General features: G+C 63.7%; 10 protein-coding genes. 1 reads left to right on the forward strand and 9 read right to left on the reverse strand.

Features of this window, described 5'->3' with window-relative positions:
- Positions 1-53 precede the first annotated feature (53 nt).
- Positions 54-1,439 (reverse strand): M20/M25/M40 family metallo-hydrolase, encoded by a 1,386-nt coding sequence (locus ABID26_RS24170; protein ID WP_292302257.1) that lies wholly within the window; start codon positions 1,437-1,439, stop codon positions 54-56.
- A 448-nt stretch (positions 1,440-1,887) separates the two neighbouring features.
- Here ABID26_RS24170 and polA point away from each other — a divergent pair, with 448 nt between their 5' ends.
- Positions 1,888-4,848 (forward strand): DNA polymerase I, encoded by a 2,961-nt coding sequence (gene polA / locus ABID26_RS24175; protein WP_292302260.1) that lies wholly within the window; start codon positions 1,888-1,890, stop codon positions 4,846-4,848.
- 241 nt (positions 4,849-5,089) lie between these two features.
- Here the strand turns inward: polA and ABID26_RS24180 are convergent, their stop codons facing one another.
- The 8 genes from ABID26_RS24180 to ABID26_RS24215 form a co-directional block, all read right to left on the reverse strand.
- Complete coding sequence (locus ABID26_RS24180; protein ID WP_126097846.1) at positions 5,090-5,494, reverse strand: Fur family transcriptional regulator; 405 nt, start codon at positions 5,492-5,494, stop codon at positions 5,090-5,092.
- Between the two features lie 126 nt (positions 5,495-5,620).
- Positions 5,621-6,667 (reverse strand): L-glyceraldehyde 3-phosphate reductase, encoded by a 1,047-nt coding sequence (gene mgrA / locus ABID26_RS24185; protein ID WP_292302263.1) that lies wholly within the window; start codon positions 6,665-6,667, stop codon positions 5,621-5,623.
- Between the two features lie 168 nt (positions 6,668-6,835).
- On the reverse strand, positions 6,836-7,978 hold the full coding sequence (locus ABID26_RS24190) for a Gfo/Idh/MocA family protein (protein ID WP_126097844.1): 1,143 nt from the start codon (positions 7,976-7,978) through the stop codon (positions 6,836-6,838).
- A gap of 12 nt (positions 7,979-7,990) precedes the next feature.
- Entirely contained in the window at positions 7,991-8,737 is a 747-nt protein-coding gene (locus ABID26_RS24195; RefSeq protein ID WP_292302264.1) for a sugar phosphate isomerase/epimerase family protein, read from the reverse strand.
- A 30-nt stretch (positions 8,738-8,767) separates the two neighbouring features.
- Positions 8,768-9,874 carry an ABC transporter ATP-binding protein gene (locus ABID26_RS24200; RefSeq protein WP_435528604.1) on the reverse strand — a complete coding sequence of 369 codons (1,107 nt, stop codon included), beginning with the start codon at positions 9,872-9,874 and terminating at the stop codon, positions 8,768-8,770.
- Between the two features lie 2 nt (positions 9,875-9,876).
- Positions 9,877-10,803, reverse strand: a complete 927-nt coding sequence (locus ABID26_RS24205) for a carbohydrate ABC transporter permease (protein ID WP_292302320.1) — start codon at positions 10,801-10,803, stop codon at positions 9,877-9,879.
- Positions 10,804-10,816: 13 nt separating this feature from the next.
- Positions 10,817-11,710 (reverse strand): carbohydrate ABC transporter permease, encoded by an 894-nt coding sequence (locus ABID26_RS24210; RefSeq protein ID WP_292302266.1) that lies wholly within the window; start codon positions 11,708-11,710, stop codon positions 10,817-10,819.
- Between the two features lie 85 nt (positions 11,711-11,795).
- The gene (locus ABID26_RS24215) at positions 11,796-13,034 is read right to left on the reverse strand and encodes an ABC transporter substrate-binding protein (protein WP_292302268.1); all 1,239 of its coding nucleotides are present in this window, start codon (positions 13,032-13,034) and stop codon (positions 11,796-11,798) included.
- Positions 13,035-13,320 lie beyond the last annotated feature (286 nt).

The following is a 13,320-nucleotide window of genomic DNA, read 5'->3' on the forward strand; positions in this document are numbered from 1 at the left end:
CGTCCTCGCCGCGATCCGAAGAAAAATCAACAAAAACTTGTCTTTCCCGCCTCTCAACGGGTCAGCGCGTCGAGAATGCGCGCCCAGGAGCGCTGCCCCTTGTGGAAGGAGGAGAGCTCGTACTTCTCGTTGGGCGAATGGATGCGGTCGTCGTCGAGGCCGAAGCCGACCAGCAGCGATTCCATGCCGAGATAGGTCTGGAAGTCGCCGACCACTGGAATAGAGCCGCCGCCGCCGGTGGTGACGGCCTGCTTCTCCCATTCGTCGGACAGCGCGTCCTTGGCCTTGGCGAGGAACGGCGAGTCGTAGGAGAGCTGGATTGCCGGCGAGCCGCCATGCGGATGGAATTCGACCGAGCAGTCGGCAGGGATGCGCCCACGCACGAAAGCCTGGAAGGCGGCGCGGATCTTCTTCGGGTCCTGCTTGTGCACGAGGCGGAACGACACCTTCGCCGAGGCTTCCGCCGCAATCACCGTCTTGAAACCCTTGCCGGTGTAGCCGCCGATGATGCCGTTGAATTCGGCGGTCGGCCGAGCCCAGGTGAGCTCGAGCAGCGAGCGGCCCTTTTCGCCGGCGGGAATGGAAAGCCCGACGGGTCCGAGGAAGGTCTCGGCGGTTTCGCCGAGCCCTTCCCAGGACTTCAGCACTTGGCTAGGCGTCTCCTCGACGCCCTCATAGAAGCCCGGGATGGTGACATGGCCGTCCTTGTCGTGGACGTCGGCCAGGATCCTGGCGAGGATCCGGATCGGATTGGCGGCCGGGCCGCCATAGAGGCCCGAATGCAGGTCGCGGCTGGCGGCCTTGACCGTGACTTCCTCGCCGACCATGCCGCGCAGCGACACGCAGATCGACGGCGTCTCGCGGTTCCACATGCTGGTGTCGCAGACCAGCGCGAAATCCGCCTTCAGTTCGGCGGCATTCGCCTCGAGGAAAGGCTTCAGCGACGGCGAGCCGGATTCTTCCTCGCCTTCGAACAGGATGGTGACGCGGCAGGGCAGGTTGCCATGCACCTGCTTCCAGGCGCGGCATGCCTCGACGAAGGTCATAAGCTGCCCCTTGTCGTCGGCCGAGCCGCGCCCGGTGATCACCTTGCGGCCGGGCTCGATCTCCTTGATCGACGGCGCGAACGGATCGCTCTTCCAAAGCTCGATCGGGTCGACCGGCTGGACGTCGTAGTGGCCGTAGAACAGGACATGCGGCGCGCCGGCGGGCCCCTCGTGATGCGCCACCACCATCGGGTGTCCGGGCGTGTCGCGCACGCTGGCGTCGAAGCCGATCAGCTTGAGCTCGGCGACCAGCCATTCGGCGCCCTTGCGGCAGTCGGCGGCAAAGGCCGGATCGGTGGAGATGGACTTGATGCCGAGCAGGCCGAAAAGCCGTTCCAGGCTCTGGTCGAGGTTCTGGTCGAGACGGTCGAGGACGGGGGAGATTCTGGACATTTTTTTCAGCCTTTCGATTCTGGCCCGACCCTAAAGGGGCGAGCAGAAAACGCAAAGCCGTGATCATTGGACCACCGGTTTTGGCGTCAGTGACGCGGAGGCTGCAGGGCAAAAAAGAACCGCCGTGGTGGAGGGGGAACCACGGCGGTCTTTACTCGAAACGTTGCGGCAGCCCGGAGAGGGGGGATAGGCTGCCGCAGTTGCCCGGGATAGGCGGGGGACGGGCCTTACTCCGGACTTCGGCGAAAACTGCCGATGACAGCTATTTGGGTCCGTGAACATGGCGATTCAAGGGCACGAGCATTACACTTTTGTAACATACCCGTGAGTGGCCGGATGAGCAGGCGGATTCCGGCAGGATCGGCACTTGTCAGGGTGTTGCCGGAACCGGTGGGTTGCGCCGCCTTTGGCATGGACCGCGAAGCCTGGCCGCGCTATCCCTGCCGGCATGAAAAAAGGCGATCACCTCTTCCTTGTCGACGGCTCCGGCTACATTTTCCGCGCCTACCACGCGCTGCCGCCGCTGAACCGCAAATCCGACGGCCTGCCGACCAGCGCCGTGCTCGGCTTCTGCAACATGGTGTGGAAGCTGATGCAGGATGCCCGCAACACCAGTGTGGGCATTGCGCCGACGCATTTCGCCGTCATCTTCGATTATTCGTCAAAGACCTTCCGCAGCGATCTCTATCCCGAATACAAAGCCAACCGTTCGGCGCCGCCGGAAGACCTCATCCCGCAATTCGGCCTGATCCGCCAGGCGACCGTAGCCTTCAACCTGCCCTGCATCGAGATGGAAGGCTTCGAGGCCGACGACATCATCGCCACCTATAGCCGGCTGGCCTGCGAGGTCGGCGCCGACACCACCATCGTCTCTTCCGACAAGGACCTGATGCAATTGGTCGGCCCGACGGTCGGCATGTACGACCCGATGAAGGACCGCCAGATCGGCATCCCCGAAGTGATCGAGAAATGGGGCGTGCCGCCGGAAAAGATGATCGACCTGCAGGCGCTGACCGGCGACTCCGTCGACAACGTGCCCGGCGTGCCCGGCATCGGCCCGAAGACCGCGGCGCAATTGCTGGAACAGTTCGGCGACCTCGACGGGCTTTTGGCTCGTGCCAGCGAGATCAAGCAGGACAAGCGGCGCGAAACCATCATCGCCAATGCCGACAAGGCGCGCATCTCGCGCGAGCTGGTGACGCTGAAGAACGACGTGCCGCTGAAAGAGGGGCTGGACGACCTTGTGCTGCATCCGCCGGACGGGCCGAAGCTGATCGGCTTCCTGAAGACGATGGAGTTCACCACGCTGACCCGCCGCGTGGCGGAAGCGACCGCAACCGAGATCGGCGACGTCCAGGCCGCGCCGGTCACCATCGAGCGCGCCGATACCGCGCATGGCCCCGATGTCGGCGCCGGCGCGCCGGCCCCAAGACCAGCCCCGCCAAACGGCGCCGCGGAGCCCTCCCGGCCGCCGGTCCGCGGCGAGGACGCGCCGCCGCAGGGCGACACCCCTTCCCTGCTCTCGGCGCTGCGGCTGGAGCAGGCGACGGCGCGCAAGATCGACACTTCGGCTTATACGGCCATTCGCGACGTGGCCGCGCTGAAAGCCTGGGTCGCCGAGGCGAGAGAAGCCGGCATCCTCGCCTTCGATACCGAGACCACCTCGTCCGACCCGATGCAGGCCGAGCTGATCGGCCTCTCCATGGCGATCGCGCCGGGCCGCGCCGTGTACGTTCCCCTCGCCCACATGAGCGGCAATGGCGACCTGCTTGGCGGCGGCCTGCTGGCGGATCAGATCCCGGTCCGCGAAGCGCTGGCGCAGCTCAAGCCGCTGCTCGAGGACAGGTCGGTTCTCAAGATCGTCCAGGACATGAAATACGACATCGTCGTGATGAGCCGGCACGGCATCGAGGTCGGACCGTTCGACGACACGATGCTGGTCTCCTATGTGCTCGACGCCGGCACGTCCGGCGGCCATGATCTCGCCTCGCTGTCGGAGAAATGGCTGGGCCATGCTCCGGCCTCCAAGAAGGAACTTGCCGGATCGGGCAAGAGCGCCATCGGCTTCGGCCAGGTCGATATCGAGCGGGCGACCGCCTATGCCGGTGAGCAGGCCGATCTGGCGCTGCGCCTCTGGCAGCTGCTGAAGCCCAGGCTCGCCGCCAAGGGCCTCGTTTCCGTCTATGAACGGCTGGAGCGGCCGCTGGTGCCCGTGCTCGCCCGCATGGAGCAGCGCGGCATCTCGGTCGACCGCCAGATCCTGTCCCGACTCTCCGGTGAGCTGGCGCAAGGGGCCGCGCGCGTCGAGGAAGATATCTACGGCATCGTCGGCGAGCGCATCAACATCGGCTCGCCGAAGCAGCTCGGCGACATATTGTTCGGCAAGATGGGCCTGCCGGGCGGCTCCAAGACCAAGACCGGCCAATGGTCGACCTCGGCGCAGCTTTTGGAAGACTTGGCCGCCGAAGGCCACGAGTTGCCACGCAAGATCGTCGACTGGCGCCAGCTCACCAAGCTCAAATCGACCTACACCGATGCGCTGCCGGGCTTCATCAACCCCGGCACCAATCGCGTCCACACCTCCTATGCGCTGGCCGCGACGACCACCGGGCGTCTGTCCTCCTCCGAACCCAATCTGCAGAACATCCCGGTGCGCACCGCCGAAGGCCGCAAGATCCGGACCGCCTTTATCGCCGAAAAGGGCCACAAGCTGGTCTCGGCCGACTACAGCCAGATCGAATTGCGCGTGCTGGCGCATGTCGCCGAGATCCCGCAGCTCAAGCAGGCCTTCGCCGACGGCGCCGACATCCACGCCATCACCGCCTCGGAGATGTTCAACGTGCCGGTCGAGGGCATGCCTTCGGAAGTGCGCCGCCGCGCCAAGGCGATCAATTTCGGCATCATCTACGGCATCTCGGCCTTCGGCCTCGCCAACCAGCTGTCGATCCCGCGCGAGGAAGCGGGCGCTTACATCAAGCGCTATTTCGAACGCTTCCCGGGCATCCGGGACTATATCGAGGAAACCAAGGCCTACGCGCGCGAGAATGGCTTCGTCGAGACCATCTTCGGCCGCCGCATCCACTATCCGGAGATAAGGTCGTCCAACCCGTCGGTTCGCGCCTTCAACGAACGCGCCTCGATCAACGCCAGACTCCAGGGCACCGCGGCCGACATCATCCGCCGCGCCATGGTGCATATGGAAGAGGCGCTGGACAAGGCGAAGCTGTCGGCCCGCATGCTTTTACAGGTTCATGACGAGCTGATCTTCGAGACGGTGGAAGCGGAGGTCGAGGCGACTATCCCCGTCGTGCGCCGCGTGATGGAGAACGCGCCGATGCCGGCCGTCTCGATGTCGGTGCCGCTGCATGTCGATGCCCGCGCCGCGGATAATTGGGACGAGGCGCATTAGGCGCCTCACCTTCGTTCGTCATCCACGGGCGGAGCAAGGAGCGAAGCGACGCGCGCAGACCCGAGGATCCATGCCGTGACGCAGGCCGTAAAACGCGGCGGTTGCGGATAGCCTTGCAAGGCTCGCGGCGCTTCGATCCAGATTCTGCGCCGTGGCGGCGCGTCTATGTCACGGAATGGATACTAGGGTCTGCGCGCGTCGCTTCGCTCCTTGCTTCGCCCTAGTATGACGAAGCGAAGGCTTACGCCGCCTCGGCCCGACATTTCGCGCACACACCCCGAAATTCGATCACCGCCTTCTTCGCCGCAAATCCGGTCGAGCGCACCCACTCGTCCAGCCGGTGGTCGACATCGTGGTCGGACATCTCGGTCACCTGGCCGCAACTGTCGCAGATGGCAAAGGCCGTCATCGAATGGCTATGATCGTGCGGCTCGGCGCAGGCGACGAAGGAATTGAGGCTTTCGAGCCGGTGCACGAAGCCCGATTTCACCAGAGTGTCGAGCGCGCGGTAGACCTGCAGCGGCGCCCGGAAGCCGCGCTCGCGCAGCTGGTCGAGCAGCATATAGGCGCTGAGCGGCCCGGTGGCGGCCTCGAGCTTCTCGAGCACGCACAGCTGGTTCTTGGTCAGCGCATCCCTTGCCGTCATCTTGTCCGTCCGGTCGTCGCATCGTTTCGCGTGCCGATTGTGCACGCAAACGGTCTCTGGTCCATGAGATAGCGACGAACGCGCATCTTTGCCACTGTTTCCGCAGCTGGCCGCCCGACGCAGCCCTTACTTGCGTGGCGGTCCCTTGCGCTCGGCGGATGCCGCCCAAAGGTTTATGTCGGCCTCGCGTGCGTAAGTGTCGATCTCGGCCAGTTCGGCATCGCTGAATTCGAGCGCCTTAAGCGCGCCGACGCAATCCTCGACCTGCTCCGGCCGGCTGGCGCCGATCAGCGCCGAGGTCACGCGGCCCTTGCGCAGCACCCAGGCCAGCGCCATCTGCGCCAGCGTCTGGCCGCGCCGGCCGGCGATGGCGTTGAGCGCATTGATGTTGGCGACCGACTTGTCGTTGATGAAAGCCGGCCTGAGCGACTTGCCTTGGGATGCGCGGCTGCCTTCGGGGATGCCGCCGAGATATTTGTCGGTCAGCATGCCCTGCGCCAGCGGCGAGAACACGATCGAGCCGATGCCCAGCCCCTCCAGCGTGTCGAGCAGCCCGTCGTCCTCGACCCAGCGGTTGAGCATCGAATAGCTCGGCTGGTGGATCAGGCAGGGCGTGCCGAGCCGCTTCAATATGTCGGCCGCCTCGCGCGTGCGCTGCGAATTATAGGAGGAGATGCCGGCATAGAGCGCCTTGCCGGAACGCACCGCATGGTCGAGCGCGCCCATCGTTTCTTCCAGCGGCGTCTCGGGATCGAAACGGTGGGAATAGAAGATATCGACATAGTCGAGCCCCATCCGCTTCAGGCTCTGGTCGAGGCTGGCCAGTACATATTTGCGGCTGCCCCATTCGCCGTAGGGACCGGCCCACATCTCATAGCCCGCCTTGGTCGAGATGATCAGCTCGTCGCGATAGCCGGCGAAATCGCTGCGCAGGATCTCGCCGAACGCGGTCTCGGCCGATCCGGGCGGCGGGCCGTAATTGTTGGCGAGGTCGAAATGCGTGATGCCGAGGTCGAAGGCCTTGCGCACGATCGCCTGCTTGGTCCTGTGCGGCGTGTCGTTGCCGAAATTGTGCCACAACCCCAGCGAGATCGCCGGCAGCTTGAGGCCGGACCGTCCGCAGCGGTTGTAGATCATCTTCTCGTAGCGGTTCTCGGCGGCGACATAGGGCATGGGAAATCCTCGGGATCGAAGAGCGCGGCGATCGCCGCTAGAGCATGATGCCGAAAAGTGTGGAGCGGTTTTCGGACGACATCATGCTCCGGCTCTAGTGTGAATTGAATCGATGCTTGCCCGACACCCTTACCCTCTCCCCGCCGAAACGGGGAGAGGGGTTGCCACCTACTTTTTCTTCGCCAGCAGCGCCTTCGCCTCCTTGATGCCGAGCGCTGCCGGCCGCTCGCAGGTCGTCTGCATGGCGACGAACTTGCCGCTTTCGCCGGAGCGCAGGATGCCGGTCATGACGTCGACGGCATGCAGGGCCAGCTCCATCGAGCAGCGGTGCGGCCGCCCTTCGGCGATTGCGATCGCCATGTCGGCGAGCCCTGCGGTGCGGTAGTTGGCCATCATGCCTTGGCTGTGCATCTCGTTGGGCACGCCGAACGGATGATCCCACTTCGGCAGCTTCTTCACCGGCTTGGTGGCATCGGTGAAGCGAACCTCGCCGCCGAAAAAGTTCGGGTCCGGCACAAAGACGGTGCCCGCCTCGCCGTAGAGCTCCATCGGCGCGTGGCCATGGCTCCAGACGTCCCAGCTGGTGTTGAGCGTCACCACGGCGCCGTTCTCGAATTCCAGCAGCGCATGGATGGTGGTCGGCGTGTTGACCGGGATTTTTTCGCCCGCACGCGGTTTGGAGCTGATCGTGCGCTCCTTGGCCGGCATCGCCGCGAAGGCCGCAACCTGCTTCACCGGTCCGATCAGCTGGATCAGGTTGGTGACATAGTACGGACCGATGTCGAGCACCGGGCCGGCGCCCGGCTGGAAAAAGAAATCCGGATTGGGGTGCCAGTGCTCCATGCCGTGGCCCATGACATGACAGGTGCCGCTGGTGATCCTGCCGAGCTTGCCATTGTCGATCAGCTCGCGCGCCAACTGGTGCGCGCCGCCGAAGAAAGTGTCGGGCGCCGAGCCGATGCGCAGGCCCTTCTTCTCGGCCCGCTTCTTCAAGTCCAGCCCTTCCTTGACCGACAGCACGAAGGGCTTTTCCGAATAGACATGCTTGCCGGCGTCGAGCACCCGCTTCGACACTTCATAATGCACGGCCGGAATCGTCAGGTTGACGACGATATCGATGTCGTCGGCTTCGAGCAGCTCGTCCACCGTTTGCGCGCGCAGCTTGAACTCCTTCGCCCGCGCCTTCGCGGCGTCCATGTTGATATCCGCGCAGGCGCGCATCTCGATGCCGCGGAACAGCGGCGCCAGCGAGAAATACGCCTTCGAGATGTTGCCGCAGCCGATGACGCCTACGCCAAGTTTCCTTGCCATTTTGATCTGCTCCTACCAGCTCTTGGCTGCCGCGATCGAGCGACGGGCGAAGCGCTCGACGTCGTTGGGGTTGTCCTGTTCCATGACGAAATACTGCGCAGCGCTTCTAGCGCGCAACGCCTTGATAAGGCCTGGCCAGTCGATGGTGCCGTGGCCGACATCGGACCAGCCGTCCTCGTCGAGCCCCTCGCCGGGCTTCGCCATATCCTTGACGTGAACGGCAACGATGCGCTTGCCGTGCTTTTCGATCCAGGGCAGCGGATCGGCGCCGCCGCGCACCACCCAGGCGACATCCATCTCCCAGCCGATGTCGGGCGCCGCAGACAGGATATGGTCCTGCGGCAGCGAGCCGTCGGCCAACGCCTTGAACTCGAAATCGTGGTTGTGCCAGGCAAAGCCGTAGCCCGCCTTCTTCGCCGTTTCGCCGACCTTCGCCAGGCGCTCGCCGAAGCCGCGCCAGCCGGCGGCGTCGCCCGGCCGCGCATCGGGCATCAGGTAGGGGCAGATCAGCAGCTTGACGCCGAGCGTATCGGCAATCCTGCGCACGCCGTCGAAATCCTTTTCCAGCGCGTCGATGGAAAAATGCCCGGTCGGCATGGCGAGCCCGTTCTTGTCGAGCTCGGCGCGGAAAGCCTTGGGATCGTCATAGACGCCGCCAAAACCTTCGACCTGGGAGTAGCCGAGCTCGCCGAGCATTTTCAGTACGCCGTCCCATGGTTGGAAATTGCGGGCACTATAAAGTTGGAATGACCAGTTCATCTGTCTGTCCGTTCTTGGTGGCTTGGGAGATTAAAGTCGGCTGTCGGTCTCGGCGTCGAACAGTGAAGCGCGCGCCGGATCGAAGCCGATGCGGATCGCATCGCCGTTGCGCAGCGTCTTGTCCGCTTCGACGCGGAAGGAAAGAATCTGGCCGCCGAGCTTGGTCCACACCAGCGTGTCGGAACCCATCGGATCGACGATCTCGACGGTGGACTCGGCGCTAAACGGCATCGCCTTGGCGGCGTCGCCCAAGGCAATGTGCTCGGGCCTGATGCCGAACACGCAGGGCTTGCCGGCACGACCGTTGTCGCCATCGAATGTGTAGCGGCCGAGCGGCACCGAAACACCGTCGGCCTTGAAACTAGGCGCATCGCCCGCTTCCAACTCCCCTTTCAGGAAATTCATCGCCGGCGAGCCGAGGAAGCCGGCGACGAAGCGGTTGACCGGGCGGTTGTAGATGGTCTGCGGCGCATCGAGCTGCTGGATGACGCCACCCTTCATCACCGCGATACGGTCGGCCAGCGTCATCGCCTCGATCTGGTCGTGGGTGACGTAGATCATCGTGTTCTGCAGCCTGCGATGCAGGAGCTTGATCTCGACGCGCAGTTCCGAGCGCAGCTTGGCGTCGAGATTGGACAGCGGCTCGTCGAACAGGAAGACGTCGACGTCGCGCACCAGCGCCCGCCCGATCGCCACGCGCTGGCGCTGGCCGCCGGAAAGCGCCGAGGGCTTCCGCTGCAGGAGCGGCTCGATCTGCAGGATCTCGGCCGCGCGCGCGATGCGTTTGGCGATTTCCTCCTTGGGCACGCCGGCGACGCGCAGGCCGAAGGAAAGGTTCTTCTCCACCGTCATCTGCGGATAGAGCGCATAGGACTGGAACACCATGCCGATGCCGCGATCCTTCGGCTCCTCCCAGGTGACGTTCTTGCCCTTGATGAAGATGCGGCCCTCGGAAATGTCGAGCAGGCCGGCGATGCAGTTGAGCAAGGTGGACTTGCCGCAGCCGGACGGCCCGAGCAGCACGATGAACTCGCCCTCGGCGACGTCGAGGTTGAGCGTCTTCAGCACCGACATCACGCCGAAATTGAGCGACAGGTCCTGGATCGAAACGCTGGGATTGGCGATCGCTGCTGCCATCATCATCCTTTCACCGCGCCGGCGGCGATGCCGCGCACGAAGAGCTTGCCGGAAACGAAGTAGACGATGAGCGGCACGAGGCCGGTCAGAATGGTCGCCGCCATGTTGACGTTGTATTCCTTCACGCCCTGCACCGAGTTGACGATGTTGTTGAGCTGCACCGTCATCGGATAGGTGTCCGGGCGGGTGTAGACGACGCCGAACAGGAAGTCGTTCCAGATGCCGGTCACCTGCAGGATGACGGCGACGACGAAGATCGGCAGCGACATCGGCAGCATGATGCGCAGGTAAATGCCCCAGAAGCCGGCGCCGTCGACGCGCGCGGCCCTGAACAGCTCCTCCGGCATCGACGTGAAATAGTTGCGGAACAGAAGGGTCAGGATCGGCATGCCGAAGATCGAATGAACGATCACCAGGCCGGTCAGCGTTCCGTAGATGCCGATCTCACGCAGGATGATGACGATCGGGTAGATCATCACCTGATAGGGGATGAAGGCGCCGACGATCAGGATGATGAAGAAGGTGTCTGCCCCCTTGAAACGCCAGTTGGCCAAAGCATAGCCGTTCACCGAGGCGATCGCGATCGACAAGAGCACCGACGGCACGGTGATGCGCACCGAATTCCAGAAGCCGCGCGAGAGCCCGTCGCAATTGAGGCCGGTGCAGGCCTGCGACCACGCCTTCACCCAGGGCTCGAAGGTGATCTCCAGCGGCGGCGAGAAGATGTTGCCGAGCCGGATTTCCGGCATGCCTTTGAGCGACGTGACGACCATCACGTAAAGCGGCAACAGATAATAGAGCGCCACCACGATCAGCGTGCCGTAGAGGAAGATGTTGCGGCGCGAGAGCACATGTCGCGGCTTCGTTCCGCTCGGCCCCAATGCATCGCGCGAAGGGGCTTCGCGCCGAAGGGCATCGGGCTTGGGTATGGAGGCAGCAATCTCAGCCACGCTTCTTGCCTCCGAATTCGAGATAGGCCCACGGCACGATGACGATCACCACCGAGAGCAGCATCATGGTCGAGGCAGCAAAACCCTGACCAAGATTCTGGGCGAAGAACATGTAGTCGTAGACGTATTTTGCCGGCACTTCGGAAGCGATGCCCGGTCCGCCGCTGGTCTGGGCGACGACCAGGTCATAGACCTTGACGATGCCGGCGGCGATGATCACCAGCGTGGTGATGAAGACCGGCCGCATCATCGGGATGACGATGAAGAGATAGGTCTTCCACATCGGTATGCCGTCGACCCTGGCGGCCTTCCAGATGTCTTCGTCGATGCCGCGCAGGCCGGCAAGCATCAGGCACATGATGAGCCCCGTGCCTTGCCACAGAGCAGCGATCGAAATGCCGTAGATGACGATGCTGGAATTGTAGAGCGGGTCGAAGCTGAAACTTTCCCAGCCGAGATCGCGCACGACGCGCTGGATGCCGAAATCCGGATTGAGCAGCCACTGCCAGACCAGCCCGGTGACGATGAAGGACAGCGCGAACGGGTAGAGGAAGATGGTGCGAAACGTGTCCTCGAAGCGGATCTTCTGGTCGAGGAGTGCCGCAAGCACGAAGCCGATGACCAGCGAGAACACCAGCGAGATCACGCCGTAGATCAACAGGTTCTCGATCGACACCAGCCAGCGCGGAGTCGCCCACAGCCGGTAATACTGGTCGACCCCGACGAAGTTCAGCCGCGGCAGCAGCTTCGAATTGGTGAAGGAATAGAGCACCGTCCAGGCCGTGCCGCCGACGAAGACCACCAGCGCGGTCAGGATCATCGGGATCGATGCGACCTTGGCGTTGAGGTTGCGGAAAATCTGGTTGGGGCGTTCGCTGTTGCTCATCTCGGCAGCCGGGCTGGGACAATGAGGACATCATGCTCCCGACCCCGGATAGGCAGGGGCCGGGAGCTGGCGGGGGCGCCGTCGATCAGTCGGCCGAAGCGATGATGTCGGCGAAGCGCTTCTGCGCCTCTTCGAGGCTCATGTCGGGCTTGGCGAAGAATTCGGAGAACAGATCCTCCTTCTGCTTCTGGCTGTCCTGCGAGAGCAACTGGTCCGTCCACGGGATGACGGCGCCCTTGGCGAGGATGGCGAGACCCTTCTTCATGCAGTCGTTCGCCGTGTCGAGGTCGACGTCGCCGCGCACCGGCAGCGAGCCCTTCTTGAGATTGAAGGCGACCTGGGTCTTCGGATCGAGCAGTGTCTCGGCCAGAACTTCCTGCGCCTTGGACTTGTCGGCGTCCTTGAGCAGCGGGAAGTAGAAGGCGTCGCCGCCGGTGGCGATGACCTCATTCAGGCCGAGGCCCGGCAGGCAGCTATAGTCCTTGCCGGCGGTCTTGCCGGCGACCTGGAACTCGCCCTGCGCCCAGTCGCCCATGATCTGTCCGCCGGCCTTGCCGGTGATGACGAGATTGGTCGCCTGGTTCCAGTCCTGCACATTGGTGTTCTTGGCCATCTTGCGGGCGTCGTCGGCCGCCTTGAACACCTTGGCGATCTCGGGACCGCCAGCGAATTTGGCGTCCTTTTCCTTGTAGACCTTGAGGAAGGCGTCGGTGCCGCCGACCGCGGCGAGCAGCACGTCGAAGGCGCCCGATGCCTGCCAAGGCTGTCCGCCGACGGCCAACGGGATGATGCCGGCCTTTTCCAGCGCCGGAGCGGCCGCCACGAATTCGTTCCAGTCCTTAGGCATCGGCACGCCGGCCTTCTGGAAGGCTTCGTTCGACAGCCAGAGCCACTGCCAGGAATGGATATTGACCGGCACGCAATAGATCTTGCCGTCGATGGTGCAAGAATCGAGCAGGCTCTTCGGTCGCACGACTTCGGTCCATTTGCCCTTGGTGGCGATGTCGGTGAGGTCGCGCATCAGGCCGGCCTGGACGAGTTCCTCCGCCTGCCGGCCGTGGTTGAACTGGGTGGCGCCCATCGGATCGCCGCCGGTGATGCGGCTGATCATGATCGGCCGCGCCGTGCCGCCGGAGCCGGCGATGGCGCCGTCGACCCAGTGATTGCCGGTCGCGTCGAAGGCCTTGGCAAGTTCAGCCACCGCCGCCGCCTCGCCGCCCGAAGTCCACCAATGGGTGACTTCGAGGTCGGTCGCGGAAGCCGGTCCGGCGAAGTTCAGCGCGACCGTCGCGGCGAACGCGGCAGTCAGGAATTTGTATTTCATTTCGGTTCCTCCCAGAATCTGAAACGTTACAGATTTTCGATACGGCAAATGGCCGGCATAGGCAACCCCTCGAATGAACTTGGTCCAAGATTTTTTCGAGACGCGAACAAAATCCTTCTCCTGGGAGGGCCCAAACATGCGCAGCTTGACCGAATAGCGCCAAAAGCTGCAAGAAACTGAGATTTCTTTGCGATTCCAGTAGCCTTGGACCGACTTCGTCAGCGTTGACCGCGAGGATCGCGGTTTGCCTTCCGGCCTCAGGCGTTGGCAATCTGTAACGTTTCAG

The organism is Mesorhizobium shonense (assembly GCF_040545255.1).
GTDB classification, from domain to species: domain Bacteria; phylum Pseudomonadota; class Alphaproteobacteria; order Rhizobiales; family Rhizobiaceae; genus Mesorhizobium; species Mesorhizobium shonense.